Annotated in this window: 25 protein-coding genes and 1 other RNA gene; 13 read left to right on the top strand and 13 right to left on the bottom strand. The window is 69.7% G+C overall.

Annotation, left to right across the window (positions count from 1 at the left end; genetic code table 11):
- The first annotated feature begins 163 nt into the window (after window positions 1-163).
- From smpB to AABM41_02870, 3 genes are all read left to right on the top strand, one after another.
- Window positions 164-622, top strand: coding sequence for an SsrA-binding protein SmpB (gene smpB, locus AABM41_02880; GenBank protein MEK6191251.1), 459 nt, complete (start codon window positions 164-166; stop codon window positions 620-622).
- Between the two features lie 45 nt (window positions 623-667).
- Window positions 668-1,025, top strand: a transfer-messenger RNA (tmRNA) gene (ssrA, locus tag AABM41_02875).
- A 147-nt stretch (window positions 1,026-1,172) separates the two neighbouring features.
- Window positions 1,173-1,571, top strand: coding sequence for a hypothetical protein (locus AABM41_02870; protein ID MEK6191250.1), 399 nt, complete (start codon window positions 1,173-1,175; stop codon window positions 1,569-1,571).
- Window positions 1,572-1,604: 33 nt separating this feature from the next.
- On the opposite strand, the gene AABM41_02865 is transcribed toward AABM41_02870, so the two are convergent.
- From AABM41_02865 to rpmH, 6 genes are read right to left on the bottom strand one after another with little or no spacing between them, the layout of a single operon-like run.
- Window positions 1,605-2,018, bottom strand: coding sequence for a hypothetical protein (locus tag AABM41_02865; protein MEK6191249.1), 414 nt, complete (start codon window positions 2,016-2,018; stop codon window positions 1,605-1,607).
- 7 nt (window positions 2,019-2,025) lie between these two features.
- Window positions 2,026-3,051 (bottom strand): RNA-binding cell elongation regulator Jag/EloR, encoded by a 1,026-nt coding sequence (jag, locus tag AABM41_02860; protein ID MEK6191248.1) that lies wholly within the window; start codon window positions 3,049-3,051, stop codon window positions 2,026-2,028.
- Complete coding sequence (locus AABM41_02855; protein ID MEK6191247.1) at window positions 3,048-4,169, bottom strand: YidC/Oxa1 family membrane protein insertase; 1,122 nt, start codon at window positions 4,167-4,169, stop codon at window positions 3,048-3,050. The genes jag and AABM41_02855 overlap by 4 nt, the downstream gene beginning before the upstream one ends.
- A gap of 10 nt (window positions 4,170-4,179) precedes the next feature.
- The gene (yidD, locus tag AABM41_02850; protein ID MEK6191246.1) at window positions 4,180-4,386 is read right to left on the bottom strand and encodes a membrane protein insertion efficiency factor YidD; all 207 of its coding nucleotides are present in this window, start codon (window positions 4,384-4,386) and stop codon (window positions 4,180-4,182) included.
- 4 nt (window positions 4,387-4,390) lie between these two features.
- Window positions 4,391-4,729, bottom strand: coding sequence for a ribonuclease P protein component (gene rnpA, locus AABM41_02845; GenBank protein MEK6191245.1), 339 nt, complete (start codon window positions 4,727-4,729; stop codon window positions 4,391-4,393).
- Window positions 4,730-4,746: 17 nt separating this feature from the next.
- On the bottom strand, window positions 4,747-4,881 hold the full coding sequence (gene rpmH / locus AABM41_02840; GenBank protein ID MEK6191244.1) for a 50S ribosomal protein L34: 135 nt from the start codon (window positions 4,879-4,881) through the stop codon (window positions 4,747-4,749).
- A 329-nt stretch (window positions 4,882-5,210) separates the two neighbouring features.
- On the opposite strand from rpmH, the gene dnaA reads away from it, so the two are divergent.
- The 6 genes from dnaA (at window position 5,211) to AABM41_02810 (ending at window position 12,314) form a co-directional block, all read left to right on the top strand.
- Entirely contained in the window at window positions 5,211-6,551 is a 1,341-nt protein-coding gene (gene dnaA / locus AABM41_02835; GenBank protein ID MEK6191243.1) for a chromosomal replication initiator protein DnaA, read from the top strand.
- 269 nt (window positions 6,552-6,820) lie between these two features.
- A complete protein-coding gene (gene dnaN / locus AABM41_02830) occupies window positions 6,821-7,957 on the top strand; it encodes a DNA polymerase III subunit beta (GenBank protein ID MEK6191242.1) in 1,137 nt (378 codons plus the stop codon).
- Window positions 7,958-7,963: 6 nt separating this feature from the next.
- Complete coding sequence (locus AABM41_02825; protein ID MEK6191241.1) at window positions 7,964-9,154, top strand: DNA replication/repair protein RecF; 1,191 nt, start codon at window positions 7,964-7,966, stop codon at window positions 9,152-9,154.
- 10 nt (window positions 9,155-9,164) lie between these two features.
- A complete protein-coding gene (locus tag AABM41_02820) occupies window positions 9,165-9,524 on the top strand; it encodes a hypothetical protein (protein ID MEK6191240.1) in 360 nt (119 codons plus the stop codon).
- Window positions 9,521-11,737: a hypothetical protein gene (locus AABM41_02815; GenBank protein MEK6191239.1), complete on the top strand. Its 2,217-nt coding sequence runs from the start codon at window positions 9,521-9,523 to the stop codon at window positions 11,735-11,737. The genes AABM41_02820 and AABM41_02815 overlap by 4 nt, the downstream gene beginning before the upstream one ends.
- A 19-nt stretch (window positions 11,738-11,756) precedes the next feature.
- Window positions 11,757-12,314, top strand: a complete 558-nt coding sequence (locus tag AABM41_02810) for a bifunctional nuclease family protein (protein MEK6191238.1) — start codon at window positions 11,757-11,759, stop codon at window positions 12,312-12,314.
- A gap of 7 nt (window positions 12,315-12,321) precedes the next feature.
- Here AABM41_02810 and AABM41_02805 read toward each other — a convergent pair whose 3' ends face one another.
- Complete coding sequence (locus AABM41_02805; GenBank protein MEK6191237.1) at window positions 12,322-13,077, bottom strand: glycosyltransferase family 2 protein; 756 nt, start codon at window positions 13,075-13,077, stop codon at window positions 12,322-12,324.
- 77 nt (window positions 13,078-13,154) lie between these two features.
- On the opposite strand from AABM41_02805, the gene AABM41_02800 reads away from it, so the two are divergent.
- Window positions 13,155-17,672 (top strand): phospholipid carrier-dependent glycosyltransferase, encoded by a 4,518-nt coding sequence (locus AABM41_02800; protein ID MEK6191236.1) that lies wholly within the window; start codon window positions 13,155-13,157, stop codon window positions 17,670-17,672.
- Here the strand turns inward: AABM41_02800 and AABM41_02795 are convergent.
- Window positions 17,580-18,059 carry a PspC domain-containing protein gene (locus AABM41_02795; protein ID MEK6191235.1) on the bottom strand — a complete coding sequence of 160 codons (480 nt, stop codon included), beginning with the start codon at window positions 18,057-18,059 and terminating at the stop codon, window positions 17,580-17,582. The two genes, AABM41_02800 and AABM41_02795, sit on opposite strands and share 93 nt — an antisense overlap.
- The gene (locus AABM41_02790; GenBank protein MEK6191234.1) at window positions 18,056-19,021 is read right to left on the bottom strand and encodes a DUF5668 domain-containing protein; all 966 of its coding nucleotides are present in this window, start codon (window positions 19,019-19,021) and stop codon (window positions 18,056-18,058) included. Before AABM41_02790 ends, AABM41_02795 begins: the two co-directional genes overlap by 4 nt.
- Window positions 19,022-19,400: 379 nt before the next feature.
- On the opposite strand from AABM41_02790, the gene AABM41_02785 reads away from it, so the two are divergent.
- The 3 genes from AABM41_02785 to AABM41_02775 are packed head-to-tail and all read left to right on the top strand — an operon-like array spanning window position 19,401 to window position 22,098.
- A complete protein-coding gene (locus AABM41_02785; protein MEK6191233.1) occupies window positions 19,401-20,306 on the top strand; it encodes an ABC transporter ATP-binding protein in 906 nt (301 codons plus the stop codon).
- On the top strand, window positions 20,307-21,107 hold the full coding sequence (locus AABM41_02780) for an ABC transporter permease (GenBank protein MEK6191232.1): 801 nt from the start codon (window positions 20,307-20,309) through the stop codon (window positions 21,105-21,107).
- Window position 21,108: 1 nt separating this feature from the next.
- Entirely contained in the window at window positions 21,109-22,098 is a 990-nt protein-coding gene (locus tag AABM41_02775) for a GNAT family N-acetyltransferase (GenBank protein ID MEK6191231.1), read from the top strand.
- On the opposite strand, the gene AABM41_02770 is transcribed toward AABM41_02775, so the two are convergent.
- From AABM41_02770 to AABM41_02755, 4 genes are read right to left on the bottom strand one after another with little or no spacing between them, the layout of a single operon-like run.
- Entirely contained in the window at window positions 22,095-23,306 is a 1,212-nt protein-coding gene (locus AABM41_02770) for a glycosyltransferase family 4 protein (GenBank protein ID MEK6191230.1), read from the bottom strand. The two genes, AABM41_02775 and AABM41_02770, sit on opposite strands and share 4 nt — an antisense overlap.
- Entirely contained in the window at window positions 23,303-24,016 is a 714-nt protein-coding gene (locus tag AABM41_02765; protein ID MEK6191229.1) for a PHP-associated domain-containing protein, read from the bottom strand. The genes AABM41_02770 and AABM41_02765 overlap by 4 nt, the downstream gene beginning before the upstream one ends.
- A 32-nt stretch (window positions 24,017-24,048) precedes the next feature.
- Complete coding sequence (locus tag AABM41_02760; GenBank protein MEK6191228.1) at window positions 24,049-24,990, bottom strand: hypothetical protein; 942 nt, start codon at window positions 24,988-24,990, stop codon at window positions 24,049-24,051.
- The gene (locus AABM41_02755; protein ID MEK6191227.1) at window positions 24,987-25,994 is read right to left on the bottom strand and encodes a lysophospholipid acyltransferase family protein; all 1,008 of its coding nucleotides are present in this window, start codon (window positions 25,992-25,994) and stop codon (window positions 24,987-24,989) included. The genes AABM41_02760 and AABM41_02755 overlap by 4 nt, the downstream gene beginning before the upstream one ends.
- Window positions 25,995-26,001 lie beyond the last annotated feature (7 nt).

Genomic DNA, 26,001 nt, shown 5'->3' with positions numbered 1-26,001 from the left:
GCGGCCACGAAAGGAGGTGGTGTGCAATGGACAGTTCCAGGCGCGCCACCACCGAGGCGGTGCACTGACACAGCCATCGCGTGGTAGCGACGGAGGAGCCGGCCGGCGAGGCCGGCTCTTCCATTTCCTGCCTCCCGTCGGGGGCTGATAGGGTTCACGACCGATGCCTGAGCAGACCGTCGCCCAAAACCGTCGCGCCCGCCACGAGTACCACGTCGAGGAGACGCTGGAGGCTGGGCTGGTCCTGACCGGCACCGAGATCAAGAGCATCCGGGCCGGACGCGCCAACCTGGCCGAGGCCTACGCCCGCGTCGAACGCGGCGAGGCATGGTTGATCGGCGCCCATATCGCGCCTTATGCCCAGGCCAGTCGTTTCAACCACGAGCCCACGCGGACCCGCAAGCTCCTTCTGCACCGGGATCAGATCGCCGAGCTGGTGGGCAAGACTCAGATCCGTGGCTACACCTTGGTCCCCCTCCGCCTCTACATTCGCGACGGCCTGGCCAAGGTCGAGCTGGGCCTGGCGCGGGGCCGCAAGGCGCACGACAAGCGGCGCGTGATCGCGGAGCGCGACGCGCGACGCGAGCTCGAGCGGGAGACCAAGATTCGGGTCCGTCTCTGACCTCGTGGTATCCTCGAAGAGCCGGACACCAGGCCGGCGGTTCGTGGGGATGTCAGGTTTCGACAGGGCCCAGGAACCGGGAATCGCGAGCCGAGGTCGCCCGCAGGCCTCGTAAAACCGCGGGCAAACCGTAACTGGCAACCGTCAGTTCGCTCTCGCTGCTTAGGCAGTGAGCATCGACGCCGTCCCCTCTCCCCGGGCGGCGAAGGTGTCATTAGGGGAGATGCGGCGTCGCCGACTCCGGTGAGTGGCGTCAAAGAGCCGAGAGGCAACCGGATAGGGCGCGGAGCACCCCGCCGGTTGGGGGCCCGAGGCCCGAAACCCAAATAGGCCGGACACGCTCGTAGTGAGACCCGGCGACATGGTCTTGGACGGGGAGTTCGATTCTCCCCCATCTCCACCAGCACTCATCAGACGGCGGCCACCAGGCCGCCGTTTTCGTCCTCCTTTTTGTTCTTGATTGACCGATGCCGGCGCGGTACGGTTCCGGCAGCCAGGGTCCGGGCAACGCTCTATTTCGCCCGCGCTGGTTTTGTCGAGAGGAACGCCCATGTTCTCAACCCTGAGCGCGAATGACCGGCTGGCGGCCGTCGCGGCCGTGGTCGTGATCATCACCGGCTTGATCAGCATCGCGACGCAGTGGGGCCCGCTGGTCTTCCTATCCCTGGCCGCTGGCGTCGGTGTGCTGTTTGTCGTCCTGCAGCCACAGATCGCCCCGGCCGTGAAGCTGCCCATGACCAAGGGCGTGCTTCTGCTCGGCCTGGGAGCCATCGCAACGGTGGTCCTTCTCGTGGTCGCCCTGGTCTGGATCGACTACATCCTCACGCCGCCGATCTTCGTCTTCGACACGATCCAGTTCTTCATCGGCGTCGTGGCTGCCATCGTCATGCTCTTCGCGGGCTGGCGTGCGTACCAGGCTGAGAAGGGGACGACTCCGATCGCTGGCTAGGGCCGGCGCGGGGCAAGGCCCCAGGGGGAAGACTCAGCGCGCGACAACGCGCGTGTATCGGTCGCGCAGGATTCTGGTCGCGTCCGCTCTGGTCGGCAGCAGTCGCTGGAGCCGGATCGCGACGGCCTCCCCCGAGAGACCGTCGTCGATCGCATCGAGCACCTCGCGCGTGTCACCACTGAGGCTGCCCACGAGGTGGGCGAGGTCGGCCTGGGTGGCTTCCAGCTCCGCCGGCGGATCGGCCAGCGACGCCAGGAAGAAGGCGATGGCGGCCGCGACCAGCCCGGCCCGTCGTTCAAACGGGTCCGCCGTCGAGTCCCGCAGCGTCAGCCCGTCCGCGAGACCGAAGACGAGCCGGTAACCGTCAACCGCCGGCTCGATGCCGACCCAGGTCCCGTCCGGGGCGAGCCGGCCGATGGCCCGGACCGGTTCCTCGGCCCGCGGCATCCGCCCGCTACTCGACCCTGGTGGCGGGGAGGATCACCACTCGGCGGTTGGGCTCGACCCCGACGCTCTGGGTGCGCACCGTGGCGTGCTCTGCCAGCGCCAAGTGGACGATGCGGCGCTCCATGGCGGGCATGGCCTCGAGCTGGATGATCTTCCCGCTCTGCGCCACCCGCTCCGCGGCCCGGTCGGCTACGTCGCGCAGCTGGTCTTCGCGCCGGCCGCGGTAGTTCTCGACGTCGACCATGATCCGGTTCAGCTGGCCCTCGCGGCGAGCGACGATCAGGTTGACGATGTGCTGGAGGCTGGCCAGCTTCTCCCCGCGACGGCCGATGAGCACGCCGAGGTCAGTCCCCACCACGTTCAGCTTGGCCGCCTCGGTGCCCATCAGGACTTCGACCGATCCCTGCAGCTCCATGAGCCGCAGCAGCTCCTCCAGGACGGCCTTCGCCTCATCCAGGGTGAGTCGCTCGGACTCGGAGAGCTCGTCCATCGGCTTGGCAGGCACGAAGGGTCGGGGCTCGGGCCGCCCCTCGCCGTTTCGCGGCTGAGGAGCCGGTCGCTCGCCCCGGTCGCGGGGAGCGCGCGGTTCTCCGCGCGGAGCGGCATCGCGGCTTCGGCCTCGGCCCCGGGGGCGCGACGGGGGCGCCTCCGCGGCGTCGGCCAAGGCATCCGCCATGGCATCGGTCATGGCATCCCCACCGCCCTCGGAGATCGCGAACCCCTCTTCGGAAGCCCTTTCGGAAGCAGGTTCGGAAGCGGGCATCGAAGCAGATTCGACGACCTCGACCCTCTCGCCGGCACCGGCCTCCTCCGCCCGGGCCGGCGGTTCCTCGGACCGCAGGCTGGTGGCCTCGGCCACCGCGGACTTGGGGGCGGCCAGGATGCGCGCCTCGTCGCCGCCCACGCCCAGGATGCCGCGGCTGCCCTGGGAAAGGATCTCGATGTCGAGATCGGCCAGGTCCGAGGCGAACTCGCGCATCGCGGCGCGGATCGCCTCCTCCACGTTCTTTCCGGTGAATTCCTTGAACGTCATCGTCTTCGGCCCTCCCGGCCTCGTCGTTTCCGACTCGAGCGGCGCTGCCCGCCAGCCCTGGCTGGCACGGGAGCTTCGCGCCCATCGGTCGGTGGTGGTGTGGGGCTCTTGGCGGGTCGGGTCATGCCGATGTCGCCGGCGTCGGGGCTCGGTGCCCAGCGTGGCTGCCAGCCGAAGAGCGGGAAGAGGTTGCCCCAGCCCATGATCAGGAACTGCTGGATGATCAGGTAGGCGGTGTACACCCCCCAGTACAGGACCAGGCCGCTGGGGAAGATGCCACCCCAGACCACGGTCATGATCGGGAACAGGTACGTCATGGTCTGGGTGGTGGTCGCGGTCGGGTCATCACTCCCGGCCCGAGCCGAGGTCATGCGAACCTGGATGAATTGCAGGATGCCCGCGATGATGGCGATGCCGGATATGGCGAAGCCGCCGAACAGGAAGACCGAGAAGGCGTGGTCAATCGTGCCCAGGTTCAGCGACACCCCGGTGAAGGGGTTGGTGAGCCACTCGATCACCGTGTCCACCGGCGCATCGAGCTTCAACGGGGTGATGACCTGGCAGTTCAGAGGCAGGAACGACTGGAACTCGGATGAAATCCCGCATGACCCGTCGAATGGGATGTGGTACTGGTTGTTGCCAAGGGACTCGATCGCCGGGTTGGCGGCCAGGAACGCGTCGAAGCTGGCCTGCTGCTCCTCGGACGGGTCAAAGGTGACGGCGCTCGACGCCCGCGTCAACGCCTGGTACAACGCGAAGAGAATCGGGAGCTGGAGGAGAAGCGGTAGGCAGCCCCCGAACATGTTCACGCCATGCTCGCGGTACAGGGCCGCGGTCTCCTCGCTGACCTTCCGCTGGTTGCCCTTGTGCTTGCGCTGGACCTCGCGGACCAGCGGCTGCATGCGCTGCATCTCCTTCTGGGAGCGGATCTGGCGCACGAACAGCGGCGCCAGCACGGTCCGGATGAGGACGGTCAGGCCGATGATGGCCAGCGCCAGGTCGCTGAAGAGGACGCGATACAGCCCGATCAGGGCGTTGAAGAGGGGGAGGAAGATGACGTCCCAGGGCGGAGTGAAGGTCTCGATCCCGAAGAATCCGGCGGCCAGAATCGGTTCCATGCGGCGTTCCCTAGCGGACCGGGTCGTACCCGCCGGGATGGAACGGATGACAGCGCGCGACGCGCTGGACGCCCATCCACGACCCGCGGAAGAACCCGTAGCGCTCGATGGCCCGGTAGGTGTAGGCCGAGCAGGTCGGCGTGTACCGGCAGGTCGGCGGCATCCAGAACGTGAGCCGCTGGTAAGCGCGGATGAGGCCCAGCCCGATCAGCCGCACGCGATCATGCCGCGGTCACCCCGGCGCGCGCGAGCAGCGTGTCGAGGGCAGCCCCCAACTCCGCGAACGTCGCGCGTCGAGCGTCAGGTTTCGTGATCACCAGCAGGTCCCAGCCCGCTCCCATCTCGCCATAGCGCGCCCGGACCAGCTCACGCACGCGGCGTCGTACCCGATTCCGTTCCACCGCCCCGCCCAAGGTGGCCGGGGTTGCCAGGCCGATCCGGGTGATCGGCTCGTCGGTTCGCCGGGCCCGCAGGACCAGCAGCCGGGTGGCGCTGACGGTTCCGGAGCGCGTCACCGCTTCGAAGTCGGCCCGACGACGGAGCGTCGGATAGGCCGGCACGGCTGCGGTCCGGGAAGTCAGGCGCTCAGCCGGGTGCGCCCCCTCGCCCGACGGCGGGAAAGCACGCGGCGACCGCCCTTGGAAGCCATGCGAGCCCGAAAGCCGTGATTCCGCTTCCGGGCGCGCTTCTTGGGCTGGTAGGTCCGTTTCATCGTCGCGTGCTCACCCTCTGTTCAACCAGGGCGCCGCAGGCCGCCGAACACGCGCGAGGCTGGCGTTTCGCCAGCCTCATCGGTGCGTCGTTGACGGTCTGCGTCGCGTGGCGGCGATTCTAGCCTACCCTCGTCGCGGGGTGTCAAACCCCGGTCGGGGGCCAACTGGCTGCGAAGGATTGCCCGGGCTAGCGGCGGGCGCTACACTACGCCGACCCCCCGGAGCCAGACGCCCACCAAACGGGCCGTGCCCGCCCCGGAGGAGCACCAGAATCTCGGATTTCGCCCGGTCCGCGGCTCCCCGCGGCCGGCCTGGAGGCGTCTGTCGAATGGATGCGAAACAGGTGTGGCGCGCCGTCCTAGGCGAGCTGCAGGTCAGCCTTTCGGCCGCCAACTTTGAAACCTGGCTGAAGGACACCTCGCTCGAAGAGATCGACGAGCACCTGTTCCGCATCTCGGCGCCCAACGGGTTCACCAGGGACTGGCTGGACAACCGCTATCGGACCCTGGTCAGCCAGACCCTGGCCCGCGTGGTCGGCCGGTCGGTGCGGGTCGAGTTCGTGGTGGCCGATGCCCCCGGCCCTGCCCCGGAGCAGTCGAGTGACGAGCTGACGCCGGTCCCGGTCTCCACGCCGAGCGGGAACGCGGTCAACCTCAACGGGCGGTACACGTTCTCGAACTTCATCGTCGGCAGTGCCAACCGGCTGGCGCATGCCGCTGCCCTGTCGGTCGCAGAGCGGCCCGGCCACGCCTACAACCCCCTGTTCCTGTACGGCGGGGTGGGCCTGGGCAAGACCCACCTGATGCACGCCATCGGGCATGCGGTGGCGGCCAAGTTTCCGCGCAAGCGCATCCTGTACGCGACCAGCGAGAAATTCACCAACGACTTCATCAACTCCATCCGCGAGCAGAAGATGGAGGACTTCCGGGGCCGATATCGGCGCATCGACGTCCTGCTCATCGACGACATCCAGTTCATCGCCGAGCGCGAGCGGACCCAGGAGGAGTTCTTCCATACCTTCAACGCCATCCACGAGATCGGCAAGCAGATCGTCCTCAGCTCGGATCGGCCGCCCAAGGCCATCACCACCCTGGAGGAACGGCTTCGCTCGCGGTTCGAGATGGGGCTCCTCGCCGACCTGACCCCGCCCGACCTGGAGACCAGGATCGCCATCCTGCGATCGAAGGCTGAGGACCAGCTGCACCTCATTCCGCCAGAGGTCATCGAGTTCATCGCGCGCAAGGTGGTGAGCAACGTCCGTGAGCTGGAGGGCGCCCTGAACCGGGTCCTGGCCTATGCCTCCATGAGCGGGGCACCGATCAACATCGAGCTAGCGTCGGCGGTGCTCAGCAATGTCATGTACAACCCGCGCAAGCGGTCCATCACGCCGCAGCGCATCGTGCGCGTGGTGGCGGACTACTACGGCGTGAACCTCGATCAGCTGCGCAGCAGCAAGCGGGAGAAGGCGATCGTCGTCCCGCGCCAGATCGCGATGTATCTGATCCGGGAGGAGACCGATATCTCGCTGCTGCGGATTGGCGCCGAGCTCGGCGGCCGTGACCATTCAACCGTGCTGCACGCCTGCGACAAGATCAACCGCGAGATGGCGGAGAACGACGAGCTGCGCCGTGAGATCAGCGCCGTGCGGGAGATGATCTACTCGGAGTGAGGTGGTGGACAACCGGCCTCGGGCTGGGGACAGGCGGGGGAGCGCGAGCCGGCCGCAGTTGACGCTCCGCGGTGCCGGCCAGAGGCTTGTCAGCCGGCCATCGACGAATCCGGCCGGCCGGTCAACCGCGCATCCCCAGGCTGCCAACACGCGCCGGACGGCCTCCCGAAACCAGATGACGGGGATGTCCACACCATCCACACCCCTACTACCAGAGACGACGATTCAAAGACTCTATGCTTCAGGTGAACCGTAGTGAGACGCATTTCATGAACCTCTCCGTCATGCAGGAGAACCTTGCCCGGGGTCTCGGCATCGTCAGCCGGGCGGTGGCCAGCCGGGCCACCCTGCCGGTCCTGGCCAACGTCCTGCTCCGCACGGAGGATGGCGGGCTCAAGCTCACTGCCACCAACCTGGAGATCGGCATCACCTGCTGGGTGCCGGGGAAGGTCGAGGACCCCGGCGAGATCACCGTCCCGGCGCGGCTCCTGACCGACCTGGTCGGATCATTGCCGCCTCAGAAGATCGACCTGCAGCTCTCGGCCAAGGACCGCAGCCTGAAGGTCACGTGTGGTGGAAGCCGCGCCTCGATCAAGGGCATCGAGGCCGACGAGTTCCCGGTGGTGGGTGCCATCGGCGAGGCGCCCCTCACCGCCGTCGACGCGCGCGTCCTGCGCGAGGCCTTGGGTGAGGTCGTCTTCGCGGCGGCGAGCGACGAGTCCCGACCCATCCTGACCGGGGTCCTGACCCGGCTGGAGGGCGACACGATGACCCTGGCCGCTGCCGACAACTACCGGATCGCGGTCCGCACCCTGGTCCTGGCCCGCCCGGTCAACGTCGAGACCACGATCGTGGTACCCGGCCGCAGCTACGCCGAGCTGGTCCGCGTCCTCCCCGACGCCGAGGCGCCGGTCGAGATCACCATCACCCCCAACCGGAGCCAGGTGCTCTTCCACGTCGAGGGGATCGACCTGGTCAGCCGCCTGATCGAGGGCCAGTTCCCGAACTACGAGCCGGTCGTGCCGCGCAAGGACGCGTGGACCTCACGCGCCACCGTCGACCGCGAGGCGTTCCTGGCCGGCACCCGCCGCGCGAGCTTCTTCGCTCGCGACTCGGCCAACATTATCAAGGTCGAAGTCGGCGGCGAGGACGGCGAGGCAGCCGGCGTCACGATCAGCGCTCATGCGGTCGACATCGGTGACAACGCGGACACGCTCGAGGCCACGGTGGAGGGCACGCCCACCACCATCGCCTTCAACGCCCGCTACCTGACCGATGTCCTCGGCGCCCTGGGCGCCGAGGAGGCCATCCTCGAGCTCTCCGGCCCGTTGGCCCCCGGCGTCATCCGGGGGGTCGGCAAGGACGACTACGTCCACGTCATCATGCCGGTGCGCACCGCCTCCTGATGTGATGTGCGTCTCGCTCGTCTCCTGCTCGACCACTACCGGAGCTATGCCTCCGCCGAGCTGGAGCCTGACCCGGGGCTGACCGTCATCGCCGGCCCCAACGGAGCCGGCAAGACCAACCTGCTGGAGTCGGTGTGGGTCGCCGTCTCGGGGCACTCCCACCGGCCCGCGGCTGACGCCGACCTGGTCACGCATGGCGCGCCGCTGGCTCGCGTCCGTCTCGACCTGGCGCCAATCACCGGAGGCGACGTCACTGAACAGGTCGAGCTGGTGCTCCCCGGGGTGGAGCCACCTCCCGGACTCCGGCGCCGGTTGACCGTGAACGGGGTGGCGCGCCGCCAGGCGTCGCTCGCCGATACGGTGCGCGCGGTCCTGTTCCGTCCCGAGGAGATGCTCCTCCTGGTGGGCCCGCCTTCGGAGCGGCGCCGCTTCCTGGACGCCATCCTGGCCCAGCGCTCGAAGGGGACGGCGCGCGACCTGCTGGACCTGGCCCGGGTACTTGCCCAGCGCAACGCGCTGCTGCGGACCATCAGGGCCGAGGAAGCGGACCCGGCCGAGCTGGCCGTCTGGGACGAACAGCTTGCGCAAATCGGCGGCCGGGTTACGGCCGCGCGCGTGGGCGTGGTCTCCGACCTGGCGACCCGCATCGGCCCGCTTCACGATGCGGTGGCGCCCGCGGATGAGCTGGAGGACCAGGTCGGGCTGACCTACGCGGATGCGCTGAAGGATGCCTGGCCCGGTCGCGAGGCTGCTCGCACGGACCCGGCCCAGGCCGACCCGCTGGTCCTCGCCCAGGCCATCCGACGCCGGTTGGAGGACGTCCGCCAGAAGGAGATCTGGAACGGGGTGTCGCTGGTGGGGCCCCAGCGCGACGACCTGGCGGTGACCCTGGGCGGCCTGCCGGTTGCCGCCCACGCCAGCCGCGGCCAGCAGCGGACGATCATCGTGGCGCTGAAGCTTGCGGAGACCGACCTGCTGGCCGAGAGCGGCGGACCGTCGCCCATCGTGCTCCTCGACGACGTGTTCAGCGAGCTGGACCCGGAGCGGTCGGCGCGGGGACTCGACCTGCTCCGGCAACGGGGCCAGGTCCTGGTCACCATCACCGACCCGGCCCTGCTGCCCGCCCGCCACCGGCACCGCGTGCCCGTGTGGAGCGTGGGCGACGGTCGGCTGGCTCGCACCTCCCGGGTGGCGTGAGGAAAGCCTCGTGAGCAAACGGCCGACGACCGAGGAAGCGGTGAGCGCTGTCCAGCGCGCGCTCCTGCAGTGCGTTGGGCCCAGCGCGGCGGAGCAGCTGGCCCTGGCCCAGGCCCGCCTGGCATGGCTCGAGGCCGTGGCCGCGGCCGGACTCACGCCCCACGGCATGTGGAGCCGCCTGGTCAGCGTGAACAACGGTGTGGCTACCGTCGTGACCCCCGAGCCGATCCTGGCCGCCGAGCTCAAGCTGCGTGGCGATCGCCTGGCCCAGGCCGTCAACGAGCTCCAGCGCGGCCGCCCGGGCGCGCTGTACGAGCTGCGCGGCGTAGCCGTGGTGCTTCGGCCGGGGGCGACCGAAGGCCCGTCATGAGCCAGCGTCTGGCGACCCGGTTCGGTCTCGTCCCCGAGGCGGAGCGTGCGCCGGACGCGACCGACCTGGTCCGGGTCAACGAGCCGACCGTTGGTGCCCCGGTCCGGACCAAAGGCAGCCTCTACCTGCTGGCCCAGCTGACGCAGCCCGGGGCCGGCACGGTGCGGGCTGCCCGGCAGACGTTGGAGGCGATCGAGCACGACTACTACTACGACCTGTCGGCCGGTCCGCTCGACACCCTGGCCCGCGCCGTTGCCCAGGCCAACCGGCGCCTCTACCACGCCCGCGGACGGGTGGGCCTGACCCGGGTAGCGCGGATCAGCGTGGTCGGCGTCGCCATCCGCGCCGCGGAGCTCCACGTGGCCAAGATCGGCCCCGCCGGCGCGATCATCGTGCGCGGTGAGCGCATCTATGAGCTGCCACCGCCCCTGCCGGCGGGCGATGACCTCGGCTCCGGCCGGCTGATCGCCGACTCGCTGGGGGAGGCGCTCGAGATCGAGCCGGTGACCTGGTCCGGCGAGCTGGCGGGCGGAGATCGCGTGGCGCTGGTCAGTCGCAACCTGGCGGAGGTGGTCGGGGCCGAGGACACGCGCAAGGCGTTGCTGGACCTGCGGCCAGCGGCCGCCGCGCAGCACCTGCACCGCTTGTTCCTGGATCGGGGCGGCTCGGGCTCCGACGGCCTGATCACGATCGAGCTGACGGCGATCGGCCTCACCGCGACCACCCATCGGCTCGAGCCGGTTCGACCGGCTGACCCGCTGGCGGGGCTTCCGGACCGCAGCCCTGTGCCGGGTGCCGATGCGGTGGGCGGAGCCATCCGGCGCGCCGACCAGGCCGTGGATCACGCGCAGTCGCGGCTCGGAGGCTCGCTCGACCTGTTCATCGGACGTCTGATGGCCCTCATGCCCCGACGTCGGGTGGACTACCCCCGACGGGTGGTGCGCACCGAGGCCCTCGAGGCGCGGCGCCGGTGGCGTCTGGGGGCGCTCGGCATGCTGGCGGTCGCCGGCCTGGTGGCCGCCGGCGTCACCGTGGCCAGCTACCCGTCGGTGGATCCCACGCAGGCCATCCCGCGCCTGACGGTGGCCCGCGAGGCCGTCGCCGAGGCCCAGGAGCGTATCGCCGCCGTGGAGGACCGGATCGACGGCCAGGACCTGGTGGAGCGCGACCCGGAGCAGGCAAAGGATCTCCTGGCCAACGCCGAGCGAGCCCTCGACCGGGCCGAGGGAGTCGGGGTGTCGGAATCGGCGCTCGAACCACTCCGCATCCGGCTGGACGGCCGGCTCGATGCCCTCTACGCCGTGTCCCGCATCCGGGAGCTGACGACCGTGGTGGACCTGGCGGCGGCGTTCACCGCGGTCTCGCCTGAACGGATGGTTGCCGCCTCCGATACGTCACTGTGGATCATCGACACCGGTCGGGGTCGGGTGGTCCGCGTGGATCCGGCGACCGGCACCTCGGAGGTCGTCTACCGGGCCGGCCAGGAGCTGGCCGGGGGCGTGGCCGGCGAGCCCTGGCTGCTGGCCACGGCGGCCACCGACGTGGTCATCGTCGACCGCGCGCGCCAGGCGTGGCGCGCGGACCTTGTGGAGCGCGTGGCGCGCCGGATGCCCCTGGCGGGCATCGAGGACCTGGCCCCGGGGAGCCGGCTGCTGACCGCGCTCCAGCATCGGCCGCCGCTCGAGATCTTCACCCTGTACGCGGTGGACGACGCCAGTGGCGTGGTCTGGAAGTGGACCCCGCCTGCGGTGATCCCGGTCACTTTCCCCGATCCACCCGAGTCGTTCCTCACCGGGGCCGCGGACCTCAACCCGGCCACGGCCCGCGACCTGCGCGCCGATGCCAACCTGTGGCTCCTCCAGCGCGCGACCGTGACCCGGGTCAACTTCGGCACGCCGGTCCCGCAGTCGGACTTCTCGCTGGATCCGCCGCCGGATGCCGCGGTCCGCGAGCCGTTGGACTACCAGTTCCTGGACAGCGCCACCATCGGCGACCGCGAAGAGTTCTTCGTCTACGACGCCGCCAACGCGCGAATCATCGCCTTCGGGCGCGCCGACGGGGCGTTCCTCGGGCAGTGGATGGCGCCCCGCCGAGGAGATGCCGCCGGCCTGCTGGACGAGGTCCTCGGCATGGAGGTCCTGTCCACTCCGGACGGCCCGCCGGCGGCCTACCTGCTGACCCCGGATCGGGTCATCCGCGTCGTGCTCGAGTAGCAGCCATTAGAATCGGGCCGTGACCCAGCTCATTGAGATGGTCGTCGAAAGCGTGCGGGTCCACGTCCTGTCGAGCCAGCACGTGGTGATTCTCAAGGAGACCGAACGGGACCGATACCTGCCCATCTGGATCGGTCCGTCGGAGGCCAACGCCATCGCCATGCGCCTGCAGGGCATCAGCGCCGAGCGTCCGCTCACCCATGACCTGCTGGTCACCGTGCTGGGGGCGGTCCACGGCTCGCTGAGCCGGGTCGTGGTCACCCACGTCAGCGATGGGACCTTCCACGCCCGCCTGTACCTGGAGACCGCCGAGGGCGGGGAGACGGAGATCGACTCGCGGACCTCGGACGCGATCGCGGTCGCCATCAGGACCGGGTCGACCATCTACGTCGACGAACGGGTGCTCGACGAGGCCGGCGTCGAGCCCGAGACGAACGGCGAGCTGGGCGAGGACGACCAGAAGCTGGCCGTGTTCCGCGACTTCGTGAACTCGCTCGACGTCGACCTGGGGCCGTCCGAGGGCCGCCCACCGTCCGAGGGCCACCCACCGTCCGAGGGCCGCCCACCCATCGAGTAGCCGGGGCTCAGGTTCCCAGCGACGACCCCAGCGTCCGCTCCCGGTCGGTCCACAGCGCCCAGCGCAGCCGGAAGATGTCCCGGAAGGTGCGGATGATCTTCAGGAAGCTGGCGCCGGTGTTCTGTCCCGCGGTCCGCGGGTAGTGCGTGACGCCCACCTGATCCATTCGCACGCCCCGCGCGTTGAGCTTGATGAGCAGCTCGGCCGACAGGAACGGCCCCTCGGAATCCAGCCGCAGGCCGTCGAAGACGTGGCGTCGGAAGACCTTCATGGCGCAGTCGATGTCGCGCACCCGGAGCCCGAACAGGACCGACACGATGGCGTTGTAGGTCTTGGCGATGACGAGCCGATGGACGGGGTCGCGCCGCTTGATGCGGTAACCGATGACGGCGTCGACCGGGCGCGAGGTGTCCGCGAGCCGATCGAGCAGCCGGCGCAGCTCGGCCAGGTCGAACTGGAGGTCGCCATCCGAGAAGGCGATCAGCTCCCCGCGGGCATTGGCAAACCCCGCCTGCAACGCGCCGCCGTAGCCGCGGTTGGGCTGGTGGACGACGCGGACCCGGGGGTCGGCGGCGGCCAGCTCATCGGCCAGCTGCGGGGTGCGATCGGTCGATCCGTCGTCGATGGCCAGGACCTCGAGCGAGTCGGCCAGGGGCCCGACGTCGTCGATGGCCCGCGCCACCGTCCGCTCGATGTTCGCTTCCTCGTTGTAGGCGGGGAAGAAGAACGTCAGGGCGGGGCGGGCTGAGACCGATTCGTTCACGAGCCTCCCTGGATTTCGCGGCCGGTCAAGGGGTGGCGCGGATGGTAGCGGAACCCGGCGCTATACTCACCGCCGCCTTGCCGACCCGTCGTTTCCTCGATCCGTTCGGCACCCTCCTCGTGCTCTTACTCGCCGGCCTCGCGCTGCGCGTTCTTGTCGCGGCCGTGATCCTGCCCCTGAGCGGCTTCCACAACGACATCACCGCCTTCGGCGCATGGGCATTGCGCCTGGCCGATATCGGCCCCGGCGGGTTCTACGCGCCGGGCTATTTCGCCGACTACCCACCCGGCTACATGTACGTGCTGTGGCTGCTGGGCGAAGTGTCCCGCTTCCTGGAACCCATCCTGGGGGCCAGCCCCATTCGCGGCCTGGTTAAGGTCCCGGGGATCGCCGCCGATCTCGGGGTGGCATGGCTCATCTACCTCATCGCGGTCCGGTTCTTCGGGGATCGGCCGCCCATTCGCTGGCTCGGATCGGGCGCCCGGATTGGCCTCATCGGCGCCGCGGCCTATCTGTTCAACCCGGGGACCGTGTTCAACTCAGCGGTCTGGGGCCAGATGGATGCAGTCGGGGTCCTCGTCATCCTTGCCGGGCTGTACGCCCTGGGCCGGGGGTGGACCGAAGCCGCCGGGCTGGCCGCCGTAGTGGCGCTCCTGATCAAGTTCCAGTTCGGCTGGCTCATTCCCATCGTGGCCGTGGTCGGGCTCAAACGGCACTTGTTCGGCCGCTCATCGGACCCGACGCTCGCGGCCCGCCCCGACCCGGTCCGCGTCCTGACCTCGCTGGCGGTAGGGTTCGGAACACTGGTGGCCCTGCTCCTCCCGTTTGGGATGACCCTTCTGCCCACCGGGGATCCAACGACCGGCCTGATCGACAAGTTCCTGGCGGCAGCCAACCAGTACCAGGGGCTCACCATCAACGCCTTCAACCTGTGGCGCAACCCGTGGAGTGGACTGCCGCAGGTCCAGCAATGGGGAAACGACCAGGCCATCGCCCTCAGCCTGGGCGGCCTGGGCGTGACGTGGGCCATGGTCGGGATCGCGCTGTTTGGCCTGGCGGCCATCGTCGCCCTGGTGGCGGTGGCGCGGCGCGACGACATGCAGGGCCTCCTCTTGAGCTCGCTGACCATGGCGGTCGCCTTCTTCGCGCTGCCGACCCGGGTCCACGAGCGGTATCTCTTCCCGGCCATCGCGCTGGCGGCCCCGCTGGCGGGGAGGGCCGTCCGGTGGGCAGTTGCGTTCCTCGCCCTCTCGGCCCTGTTCTTCCTGAACATCTACTGGGTCTACTCGGCGGACTGGTCGTACGCCTCCCCTCCGGTCATCAACCCCGGGATCGGGGGCGAGCCGTTTGCCCGCGACCCGTTGCTGGCCGCCACCGTCTTCAGCGACTTCGGCGTCTACCTCGTGTCCCTGAGCGCGGTGGTCGTGCTGGGCTGGATCGTTTGGCAGGCGCTGCGCCGGGAACCTCAAGGGCGTGCCGAGGCCGTTCCCGAGGTCGACGTGGGAGCAGCCGAGGAGGCCGCCGCGGCGGCGAGCGCGGTCCGGGCGGCGCGCGGGCGCCCCGGCTGGCGCTGGCTGCGCCAGGACGCGGTCGCGGAGGACGAACGCGAGCCCCCGAGACGCCTGGACCGATTGGACCTGGCCCTGGTCGTGGGCCTGGTGGCATTGGCCCTCGTGCTGCGCCTGTGGCGGCTGGACGTGCCGCGGTCGATGATCTTCGACGAGGTCTATCACGGCCGCACCGCAGCCGAATACCTGGCCAACTGGACCTGGGGCTGGGACCGCGACCCGTACGAGTGGACCCACCCCATGCTGGCCAAGTACCTCATCGCGGCCGGCATCGTGGTCGCGAACCCGAACCAGGTGAGCGGCAGCACCGAGCTTGATGCGCCGGCGACGAGCCTGGCGGTGGCGCCCCAGAAAACGGCCTCGGCATGGCCCGCCTCGATCGTGTTCACCTCGGATGGGAGCCGGACGATCGAAGCCCGCGACGCGTCCAGCGGCGTGGTCGTGGACAGCTGGGAGGCCGATGGCCCGGTGTCGAGCCTGGCCTGGGACCCGGACACCGGCCGGCTCCTGGCCGGTCTGGGCGACAGCGGCACGATCGCAGCCTGGGACCTGAACGCGTTCCTGAGTGGAGGGGCGGAGCGCGCGCCGCCCGTGATCACGTTCGGCATCGAGACCGGCATGTCCCGCGTCCTGGGGCTGCTCGTGCCGCTCAACGATTCGGTACTCGTCGTGCGCGGCCCGGACGAGGTGGCCGTGTTCGAGCGGGCGACCGGAGCGGAGATGGCGCGCCGCGAGATGACGGTCAGCGCCATCACCTACGCGAGTGCGGTGAGTGGCGACGACGAGGTCAGCGCGCGGGTCATCGTCATCGACCCTAACCGAGAAGTGGTGCTTTCGCTGGACGCGGGGACGCTGAGGACCGAAACCACGGAGACGCCCGAGTCTCCACCGCTCGGGATGCTGATGACCAGCGGGCGCGGGACGAACCAGCTGACCTGGGTGCCGGTCGGTCCGCTGCCGGCCACCGACGAGCACCCGGCCACGACCGGCGGCATGATGATTCTGCGCGGCGGCGGGATCATTCCGGACGACACGATCCCGCTCCCCGGTCCGGCCCGCGCCCTCGGCTGGGACGTGGTGGCCAACCTGGTGTACGTGGCAGGACCACAGCAGGTCTGGGCCATCATGCCCCACGGGGACAGCCGCTCGGGGTACGCGGTCTACGACGAGACCCCGGTCGAGGGCGAGCCGCTGGCCCTGGCCTTCGACGTCAGCGACACCTCCCAGACCGATGACCACGGCCGGCTGATCGTCTCCACCCAGCGCGCCGACGGCGGCGCGCTGGTCAGCCTCGACATCGGCGACAACGCCTACGCCTGGCGTCTGGCGGCGGCGGTGTTCGGGGCCCTGCTGGCCGGACTGGCCTACGCCTTCACCGCGATGCTGTTCCGGCGCCGCTCGATCGCCATCCTGGCCGGGCTGTTCGTGGCCATCGACCTGATGAGCTTCGCGATGAGCAGGATCGCGATGAACGACATCTTCGTCGCGTTCTTCATCGTGGCTGCCTACGCCCTGTTCTGGCCCATCTGGGGCGGCCGTTGGCGCCGGAGAGCGTGGTGGGTGCTGCCCCTGGTGGGGGTCATGATCGGTCTGGCCGCCGCGTCCAAGTGGGTGGGCTGGTACGCGCTCATCGGCCTGTGGTTCCTGGTCCTGCTTCGCTCACAGCTGGGCCGATTCATCCTCGTGGCGGCGACCGGCTTCGCGGCAGTCGCGGTTGGCATGGGCGCCCCATGGCCCGATTCTCCGTGGCCGCCATGGGCCTTCACCCTCATCGCGCTCGCCGTGCTTGGCCTGGCGCTGGCGGTGGCCTGGGTCCGGCCGGTGCGCCTGTCCGGCTCCGAGCTGTGGGCTGTCGCCTCGACGGGGGTGGTGGTCGGCGCTATCGGTCTGTCCTTCGTCATCGCATTCCAGACCCTCGACTGCGGCGCCTCGCCGTGCCGTCAGCCAGGGGGCATCGTCGAGCTGGGCTTCGGGATCCTGTTCCGCGGCCTCGAGGCCCGGTGGCCTGCCGTTGTGGCCCTCGGCATCGCGGCGTTCCTGCTGCTCGCCCGCGGCACCCGCAGCCTGCTGCGACCGGGGAGTGACGCCCGATGGTTCCACCCGGCCGAGATGGCCGGCTTCGCGTGGCCGTGGATCTTCGTGTGCCTGCTGATCGTCCCGCTCGCGGCGTACGTCGCCACCTTCATCCCCTGGCTGGACGTGGGCCACTCGTTTGCGATCCCGAACAGCGGCCCCGGCTACGCCTGGTCAATGGATGAGCTCCACGCCCAGATGTTCGGCTACCACTACGGCTTGCAGGCCGGGCACGCCGCCTCGTCGCCGTGGTGGAGCTGGCCGCTGGACCTCAAGCCGGTCTGGTTCTACAGCCATTCATTCGACCTCCTGCGCGTAGCGGTGACCTACAACGGCGGGAACCCGGTCCTGTTCTGGGCCAGCGTGCCGGCCATCGGGGTGGCGCTCCTGCTCGCCTGGCGTCGGCGTTCGTGGGCGCTCCTGCTGGTGGTGATTGCCTTCGCGTTCCAGTACCTGCCCTGGGCGCGGATCGAGCGAGCGACCTTCCAGTACCACTACCTGACCGCGGTGCTGTTCGCGTTCGTGGCGGTCGCCTACGTCCTGGACGAGGTGCTGCGCGATCGATGGTTGCGCGACTACGGGATTGCGTTCCTGATCGCCGTGGGCGTGACGGGGCTGATGATCTACCCGCTCAACTCGGCGCTGGCCATGCCCGACTGGTACGTCAACGCCGCCCGCGCCCTGCCGCCGTGGAACTACGCGTTCCAGTTCCCGGGGCCGCCCCAGGGGGACCGGCCGCCCCTGATCAGCACCGATCTCTTCGTCCTGGGGTTGGCCACCGTCGTGTCGTTGGCGGCGGCGTCGTTCGCGTCGTTCGGGCGCGACCTCCTGGCCGGCCGGATTCGCGAGCGGTCGGGCTCCTCAGCTGCTGCGGCGGAGGGCGGTAGCCAGGACCAGGACGCCGATGACGACCAGACCGATGGGCCAGACGAGGTCCCAGTTCAGCCAGGGTAGGAACTCGGCGGCCAGGAACCAGACGCCGATCACGATCAGGATGGCACCCAGGATCACCCGACCGCCAGGTCCGCCCGCCGCGTGGGCAGGCGGGGGCCACGACGCGGGAGCAGTGTCGGCGGCGGCTGCCGCGGCTGTTTCATCTCCCGCTTCTCCCGATGCTGGCGCGGCCGTGGTCGGCGCGGCTGCCCCTGTCGGGTGTGGCTCCTCAGGGACGACTGCCCACATGACCAGGTAGACGACGAAGAACACGCCGCCTGAGAGGAAGGCGAGCAGCAGCCACAGGACGCGAGCGATCGAGGGATCAAGGTCGAAGTAGGTGGCGGTTCCCGCCGCCACCCCGCCGATGCGACGATCGACCACCGATCGGTACAGACGACGGTTCATGAGCAGCCTCCCTCCGGGTTGAGCGTGAACGCGGCGGCGTTGCCGCTGAACACGATGTCGATCCGGATGTCCGCGGACGCGTATCCCGGCGTGCGCCACACGTCTCCATCCTCGGTCAATCCCTCTTCGTCGAGGTTGTGACCCACCGCGACGTCACTGCCGATGGTGACCTGCAGGCCGATGCCATCGGGCACGCAGACGTGGAACTCGCCCGCATTCGCGCTCAGCCGGACCGATCCGACCGCGGTCTGATCGGAGAACTGGAGGCCGGCCGATCCCGCGTTCAGTGACGCCTCCAGCGAGTCCACCTCCGCGTCCGAGAGGTCGACCGTAAAGGCCGCCGCGTTCCCGTCCATCAGGATCGCGCCCCAGTGGCCTCCGGCCAGATCCAGAGTCGCGTCCCCGGCGTTGAGCGAGGTCGAAATGTTCGTACCGTCGTCCTGGGGGAGTGCCAGCGCCACGTTACGGCGTCCGCCCAGCGACACCGCGTCGCCGGATCGGATTACCAGGTTCCGCTCGGCCGAGGCCAGCTCGAGATCCGAGGCGGACTCCTCGTCGGCCTCGACGATCCACTCCGGGGCGTCTCCGCCGCTCACCTCGAGGGTGACGCAATTGAGATCTAGCTCGACGTCGCCGCCACTCCCGCCGAAGGAGCCGCTTTCGAAGGCGCCCAACGGGGCGGGGTCACCGCCACCACACGCAGTCGGGAACGAACCCCCGCTCCCCACCAGCCCGCCAATCAACGCGCCGAGAAGGATCCCGGCCAAGCCGATGGCCACCACGCCCAGGCTGCCGGCGAAAATGACCGCTACGCCGGCGCCGATCAGGATCAAGGGCCACCACCGCGAGGCCTCGGCCAGGATCTCGTCGTTGATGTAGCCCTGTTGAATGGCCAGGATCACCACTCCGGCGGTGACAAGTGCGGCGCCCCAGAAGATGGCGCCGCGCGGCGCGGATTTCATGGCGACTGACTCCCCTCCGAGCTAGGACTCCCATTCTGGCACCCGTCCTGTCCGGACTCCAATGCCATTCGGCCCGTTTCTTGACACCGTCCGACCCCCGCCCGTAGACTCCGCCGGCGACCAACGCCGGGTGTAGCCGCCACCCGCCATCCTTCCCGTTCGCAACGAGGAGCCGCATCGCCATGACCTGCACGCTCAGCGCCCCGCGAAACGGGAGATCTACGCCCGCGACCAGCTGACGATCCGGCGGCACCGCCGCCGACTCAGACCCCAGCCGTGGGCCGATCCGGACCACGGCCTTTTTGTGCCCGGTCCGCATCGGTCCAGCCGACAACATCGGTCCAGCCGAAGACATCGGTCCAGCCAGAAGGAACTCCAGATGCAGACCGGCATCAGCCCACAGACGAAGACGGTGACCGACGAGCGCCCCACCGCGACGGTGGAGACGCCGCAGGTGGTGCTGCCTGAGCCGGTGCTGCCGTTGGCCGTCACGGCCGAGCACGTCAGCAAGCGGTTCCAGGTCGGCCGCAAGAAGCGGCCGGTGGTGGCCATCAACGACGTGTCGATCCGGATCGAGCGCGGCGAGATCTACGGCATCCTGGGCGCCAACGGGAGCGGCAAGTCGACCCTCATCCGGCTCTTTTCAACCCTGCTGACGCTCGACACCGGACGGGTGGAGATCTTCGGCCATGACATCGAGCGCGACGAGATGGCCGTCAAGCGCCTGATCAACCGGGTCAGCGTGGACGCGGCGTTCTTCAAGAAGCTGTCCCCGTTCGAGAACCTGATCTACGCCGCGCGCCTGTACGGCATGGACGCCCGGCTGGCGCGGGTCGAGGCGATCCGCATCCTGGCCCGGCTGGGGATCGCCGAGAAGCGCCTGTCCCGGCCGCTGGAGCAGATGAGCCGGGGCATGCAGCAGAAGGTGGCCATCGCACGCGCCCTGCTGACCAGCCCGATCCTGCTCCTCCTGGACGAGCCGACCACCGGCCTGGATCCACGGTCCAAGCTGGACGTCCAGACCTTCATCGAGGACGTGCGGGACAACCACGACGCGACGATCGTGCTGACCACCCACGACCTGGACGAGGCGGAGCGGCTGTGTCGGCGGATCGCGATCCTCAACGACGGGCGGATCGTGGCCGAGGACACCCCGGCCGGCCTGATGGCGATGGTCGCCGCTGAGCACGGCCAGCCTCCGACCATGGAAAGCGTGTTCATGACCTTCACCGGACGGTCGCTGGACGACGACGTCGAGGAAAAAGAACCGGAAGAGGACGAGTAGATGGCCATCCTGACCCGCGAGCTGAGGGCCTCGTACGCCTTCGTCGAGCGGAACTTCAACCTCACCAAGCGCTACTGGGGCTGGGAAGTCGCCTTCCTGGTCTACTCGGTGGCGGGCGCCCTGGCGGTCGCCCTCATCGGTCAGTCTCAGAACGACCAGGTGCTGTTGCTCACCCTGGTCGTTGGCGCCATCTTCTGGAACTACCTGTCCATCCTGTTCAGTTTCATCGCCGAGACGGTGGCCTGGGAGCGCTGGGAGGGGACCCTGGAGTACACCTTCATGGCTCCCGTGCGGCGCTGGACCCACATGCTGGGGTCGACCATCTTCGCGGTCACGTACGGGATGATTCACACCGTGGTCATGCTCGTGGTGCTGGCGCTGTTCTTCGACCTGAATCTGGCCCAGGCGGATCTGGGCACGGCGGCGGTGTTCATGGTCCTGGGCTCGTTCTCGTTCATCGGGATCGGGATCATGACCGCCATCCTGCCGCTCATGTACGTGGAGCGCGGGGCGCAGATGACCTTCGTCCTGCAGTCGGTCCTGCTGCTGATCAGCGGGGTGTACTACTCGGTCGAGATCCTGCCCGAGTGGATGCAGTTCCTGAGCAACTTCAGCCCGGCAACGTATGTGCTGGACGCGGTGCGGGAGGGGCTGATCAACGGCACGTCGGTCACCGCGCTGCTCCACGACGCCTGGCCGTTGGCCCTGATGGGGTTCGTGTTCATTCCCCTGGGCCTGTGGGCCTTCGGGCGGGCCGAGCGCTACGCCAAGCGCACGGGCAGACTGAAGCGGGTGGGCTGACATGAGCTCGAAATTGACCGATGTCCAGGTCCGGCTGCGACCGTACGCCGGGGAGGCCGACATCCCGATCCTCACCCGCATCACGAACGATGCCGAGGCGGCCGACCAGATCAGCGACCGCCTCACCGTGGAGCAGATGACCCTGGAGCTGCGTCCCGACGAGAAGTGCGACCCCGCCCACGACCTGGTCGTGGCCGAGGTCGACGAGACGACCGTTGGCTTCGCGAAGGTCGCATGGATCGACACCAACGATGGGCTGCGCGAGTACCGATCCTGGGGCGAGGTGGATCCGGTTTGGCGCCGGCGCGGAGTCGGCTCCGTGCTGTTCGCCCGCGCGCGAAAGCGCATCTCTGAGGTGGCGGCCAGCCATGACATCGATCGGCCTCGGGTGGCCGGCTGCTGGGCCGCGGAGACGGACAAGGGCGCGCACGCTCTGTACGAGCGGAACGGCTACCGGCCGGCCCGGTGGTTCTTCCACATGACCCGTGACCTGGCGCAGCCGATCGCCGACCTCCCGCTCCCCGAGGGGCTCGAGGTGCGGCCGGTCACACGCGAGGACTCGCATCGGCTGTTCCTGGCCGACAACGAGGCGTTTCTCGACCACTGGGGCGGAGTGGACAGTTCGGACACGGCGTTCGCTCGCTGGTCTGAGGAGTCGAGTTTCGACCCCTCCCTGCACGTGGTGGCCTTCGACGGCGATGAGATCGCGGGCGCAGTCATCAACGCCATCTACGCCGATGCGAACCGGCAGCTGGGTGTCGAACGGGGCTGGTTGGACTCGGTCTTCACCCGGCGCCAGTGGCGCGGTCGCGGGCTGGCCCACGCGCTCGTCGCGCGCTCGTTGACGCTGCTGCGCGACCGGGGCATGGCCGAGGGGATCCTCGGCGTCGACGCGGGCAACGAGACCGGGGCACTTGGCGTCTACACCGACAACGGATTCGTCGTCAGCGAGAAGTTCACCGCCTATCGGCGGCCATTCGAGGTGGCCTAGGGGCCGACGCGCTTCGCGAGGACCTCGTCGCGCACCTCGTGGTAGTACGCCACCAACTGCTGGGTGACACGCTCCCAGGAGTAGTCCTCGGCCTTTGCGCGGCCGGCCTCGCCCATCCGATGTCGCAGGTCCGGATTCCTGGCCAGCTTGTACAGCGCCGCCGCGATGGCGCGTGGGTTGCGCGGCTCGACCAGGTAGCCCTCGACATCGCGCGAGACCACGTTCTTGTAGCCGTGGATGTCCGAGGCCACGATCGGCAGGCCGGCGGCCATGGCTTCCAGCAGGACGATCCCGAAGCTCTCCTGGCCCGTAGACGGGGCACAGAAGATGTCGGCACTGGCGAAGTAGCGGAGCTTGGCGGCCTGCGACACGTGACCCACGAACTCGACGTCCCGGATGCGGCGGGTCGCCGCGTAGCGCTTGTACTCGCGGAGTCGCGGACCCTCGCCGACCACGATCAGGCGCGCGTCGACGTGGCGCTTCCGGAGCCGGTGGTAGCCCCGCAGGAGGTACGACATGCCCTTGCGGTCCTCCATCCGACCAACGAACAGGATGTTCAAGGTCCCGTCCCGCAGTTCGTCGAAGGGCTGCGCAGTGGCAAACGGCTCGATCTCGACTCCATTGGGAATGATCCGGTAGTCGCCTTCGAAGTAGCGGCCGATGAAGTGGCGGGCCGCGCCGCTGACCGCAATCCGGCCGTGCAGGCGCGCGGCCAAACCGGAGCCCGCCCGGCGTCCGAGCCAATAGGACGGGGAGAAGCCGCCGAACGCGTGGAAGGTCGCCACGTTGACGGTCCTCGATTCCCGCAGCACCACAGGGCACAGGAACGGGACGAACGGCTCGTGGAAGTGGAGGACGTCGAAGCGGTGGGCCGCCAGCAGATCGCGGATCCGGGGTCTGAGCCGCCAACCGATGGTCAGGCGGCCGACGCTTCCGTTGCTGGGCACCGCCCAGCCCGTGCCGACGCGGATGACGTGGCCCTCGCTGTCGCGCTCCGGACCGTACTTGGGAGTGATGATCCATGCGTCGTGACCAAGCGAGCGCAGCTCCTCGTAGGTGTGCCGTACGTGCTCGTTGACCCCGCCGGGGTGCGGAAAGCCATACGGACTGACGATCCCGATCTTCAGCGGGGCGCGTGCAACGGTCGGGCCGGTCGGCTCCGCACGGACGTCGAGTCGGGCGGCCTCGGGGGCCTCAATCACGCTCATCGCCACTCTCCGGACGGGCGCAGAGTATGCCCCAGCTTGCGGGCCTTGGCCACCAGCTGACGGCCGTACACCGCCACGTTGTGGCTGGTGCTCCAGTGGCGGCCGACCGCCTCGACCGCACCTGCTGCCAGCGCGGCCCGGAATTCGTCCGCCGTCGTGCCGTCGAAGGCAGTCCAGGCGCTGCCCACCGTCTCAAGCACGTGGGCGTCCGAGCTGCCCAACCCCGGCAGATGGAGGCGCTCGGCGTTCAGCTCGGCCAGCGCCGCGTGGCGCAGCCGCCCGCCGAGGCTGGGGTTGATCAGCTCGACCGCGTCGAGGTGGCGTTCGGGGCGTGGATCGGTCTGGAGGCGGACCAGGCTCCCGCGGCCGAGCGACAGGAAGACGCCCAGGGCGTGGGGCGCCACCGCCAGGCCGCGCTGCTCGTGAATCCGCTCCACGGTCTCGGTCACCGAGCGGAACGGCGGGATGGGGCTGGTCAGGAACAGGCCGAGCAGGTGACCGCTGCGGGTGGTGATCTCCTCGCCCACCACGAGCCCGAAGTGGTAGTCGCCAGCGGCATGCATGGCGTGGGCGCGCAGGGCGCCGTCGATCCGATCGTGATCCGTGATGGCCACCAGGTCCAGACTCGTCCGCTGCTCGACCCAGTCGAGCAGGTCCACCAGGCGCGCGGTGCCGTCGGAGTACAGGGTGTGGAGGTGGAGATCGGCCATGCCGCGCGCCCCACTCCGGGGTCCGGATCGGCTCATGGTGGGCCCCCGCCGCCAGCAAGGAGGTCGGGCAGCTGATCGGGCGTCAGGTCGGCCCAGATCGGCTGGAAGGCGCCCCACCATTGCTCGGGCGCCCGGGCGATGTGATCGGCCAGGACGTCGGTGATGCGCTGGGTCAACGCCGCCACGTCGGCCCGGCGGTTGCCGGTTGGTGTCCATGCCACGAGATCGGCGCGGGCCGCGAAGCGATTCGGGGCGGTGCGGCGGATCGTGCCCACCACCACCGGGGCGCCGGTCAGGACGGAGATCGTGGCCGGACCATCCGGCACCCGCGCCGGGTGGCCGAAGAAGCTCACCACCAGGCTGCTCCCGCTCAAGTCGCGGTCGGCAGCGATGGCCACCAGCTCGCCGTGGCGCAGGCCATCGAGCACGCGACGGCCGCTCGGAGGCGGCACCATCTCCCCCCCAACGCTGCCCGCGCCGCGGCGCGAACGCAGGTACGCGAACAGCTCCGGCGGCTCGATGCGCTCGACCGGGGCCACCCAGCGCAGGCCGCGGGCGGCAAGCCAGATGGCCCCTGGCTCGGGATTGCCGAAATGGGCGGATACGCCGATGACGCCGCCCGCTCGCGCCAGCGCTTCGACGCCGGCCGCATCGTCGAGAACCAGCATCTGGTCGATATCCCGGCGGCCCTGGCGTGGGAGGCGGATCACCTCCAGGTAGTAGCGGGCGTGGGCCACGAATGCCGCGCGCACCAGTCGCCGAAGCTCCGTGCCGCGGGCCGGCCGGCCTGTTGCGGCGCACACGCGGGCCAGGTTGGCCGCCACCAGCCGGCGCCGCGCGGGGGCAAATCGGTACCACGCCAGCCCGAGCCGGTCCGCCACGGCGTAGGCGGCACGAGACGGGAGAAGGCCGACCAGCGCATCGCCGAGCTCCAGGCCGGCGCGCAGGACCAGGCCGCCCGGGCGCAGGCTCATCGGCCGCCGATGGTCCAGTCCTCGCCCGCCCGGGCTCGAGCCAACGCCGCGTCCGCAGCGGCCCGGTCGGCCTCGGTCTGGGGCCACACCGGGCGGAACATGTACCACTGGCCCGGGTCGCCGGCGATGACCTGGCCCAGGGCATCGGCCAGGGCCTGGGTGGCGCGGTAGACCTCGGCCGGCTCGGAACTGGTGGCCCGGATGACGGGGTATCCCCACGCCTCCAGCCGGTCGTCATCGGTCCGTCGCGCGCCGATGGGCAGGATGGCGGCACCGGTCCGCGCCGAGATCACCGCCGGCCCCGCCGGGAACGTGGTGGCGGCTCCCAGCAGCTCGACCGGGACGTCGCCGGGTCGGTAGGCGCCATCGCACAGGAGGGCGAGGTTGCCGCCGCTCTGGAGCACCTTGTACAGCCGGCGCAGGTTGCGCCACCCGATGACCTGCACCCCGAACGCTCCACGCACCGCGGCCAGGTGGTCGTACAGCCGTCCGTACGTCGTGTCGTCGCCCACCACGCTGATCTTTTCGCCCTCGACCATCAGGGCTGGGGCCAGGAGATCCATGGCGCCCACGTGAACCGCGCAGATGAGGAGTCCCTTGCCCTCGGTGCCCTGCGCGACGGCCAGGTTCTCCCAGCCGTGGAATGTGACCCGCTGCCGGGCCTCCACCGGGTCCAGGGCCGGCAGCCGCATGACCTCGGCCAGGTAGCGCCCGTAGTTCTGGAACGCGCGGCGCGCGGCGCGCGACACTCGTGGATCCTCAACTGGGAGGCCCAGGGCCTGGGCCATGTTGGCCCGGATCACGGCGCCCTTCGCGCCGGACACGTCATAGGCGCCGTTGGCGAGCGCCGCCGCCGCCGGCAGCACGACCCCACGAGGCAGCGCGCTCAGGGCGCGTTCGGTCGCTCGGTAACCCCAGTACGCCAGTCGCTCACGCCCGCGCTCGCCCCCACGCGCGGCATGCGGCCGCGCCCGAGCCCGAGTCGGGCTTTCCTCAGCGGTCACGGGCGGA

Source organism: Chloroflexota bacterium, from assembly GCA_038040195.1.
Lineage (GTDB): Bacteria > Chloroflexota > Limnocylindria > QHBO01 > QHBO01 > DASTEQ01.
The sequence above is the reverse complement of the archived record's forward strand: the minus strand, read 5'-3'. Positions and strand labels throughout refer to the sequence as shown.

Excerpts from the sequence above, each read along its gene's own strand:
- AABM41_02790 (MEK6191234.1), bottom strand. The coding sequence starts at position 19,021 with ATGAAATCCGCGCCGCGCGGCGCCATCTTCTGGGGCGCCGCACTTGTC.
- AABM41_02760 (MEK6191228.1), bottom strand. The coding sequence starts at position 24,990 with ATGAGCCTGCGCCCGGGCGGCCTGGTCCTGCGCGCCGGCCTGGAGCTC.
- AABM41_02870 (MEK6191250.1), top strand. The coding sequence starts at position 1,173 with ATGTTCTCAACCCTGAGCGCGAATGACCGGCTGGCGGCCGTCGCGGCC.
- AABM41_02775 (MEK6191231.1), top strand. The coding sequence starts at position 21,109 with ATGAGCTCGAAATTGACCGATGTCCAGGTCCGGCTGCGACCGTACGCC.
- AABM41_02770 (MEK6191230.1), bottom strand. The coding sequence starts at position 23,306 with ATGAGCGTGATTGAGGCCCCCGAGGCCGCCCGACTCGACGTCCGTGCG.
- dnaA (MEK6191243.1), top strand. The coding sequence starts at position 5,211 with ATGGATGCGAAACAGGTGTGGCGCGCCGTCCTAGGCGAGCTGCAGGTC.
- dnaN (MEK6191242.1), top strand. The coding sequence starts at position 6,821 with ATGAACCTCTCCGTCATGCAGGAGAACCTTGCCCGGGGTCTCGGCATC.
- AABM41_02765 (MEK6191229.1), bottom strand. The coding sequence starts at position 24,016 with ATGGCCGATCTCCACCTCCACACCCTGTACTCCGACGGCACCGCGCGC.
- AABM41_02855 (MEK6191247.1), bottom strand. The coding sequence starts at position 4,169 with ATGGAACCGATTCTGGCCGCCGGATTCTTCGGGATCGAGACCTTCACT.
- AABM41_02785 (MEK6191233.1), top strand. The coding sequence starts at position 19,401 with ATGCAGACCGGCATCAGCCCACAGACGAAGACGGTGACCGACGAGCGC.
- AABM41_02780 (MEK6191232.1), top strand. The coding sequence starts at position 20,307 with ATGGCCATCCTGACCCGCGAGCTGAGGGCCTCGTACGCCTTCGTCGAG.
- AABM41_02815 (MEK6191239.1), top strand. The coding sequence starts at position 9,521 with ATGAGCCAGCGTCTGGCGACCCGGTTCGGTCTCGTCCCCGAGGCGGAG.
- rpmH (MEK6191244.1), bottom strand. The coding sequence starts at position 4,881 with ATGAAACGGACCTACCAGCCCAAGAAGCGCGCCCGGAAGCGGAATCAC.
- smpB (MEK6191251.1), top strand. The coding sequence starts at position 164 with ATGCCTGAGCAGACCGTCGCCCAAAACCGTCGCGCCCGCCACGAGTAC.
- AABM41_02865 (MEK6191249.1), bottom strand. The coding sequence starts at position 2,018 with ATGCCGCGGGCCGAGGAACCGGTCCGGGCCATCGGCCGGCTCGCCCCG.
- AABM41_02795 (MEK6191235.1), bottom strand. The coding sequence starts at position 18,059 with ATGAACCGTCGTCTGTACCGATCGGTGGTCGATCGTCGCATCGGCGGG.
- jag (MEK6191248.1), bottom strand. The coding sequence starts at position 3,051 with ATGACGTTCAAGGAATTCACCGGAAAGAACGTGGAGGAGGCGATCCGC.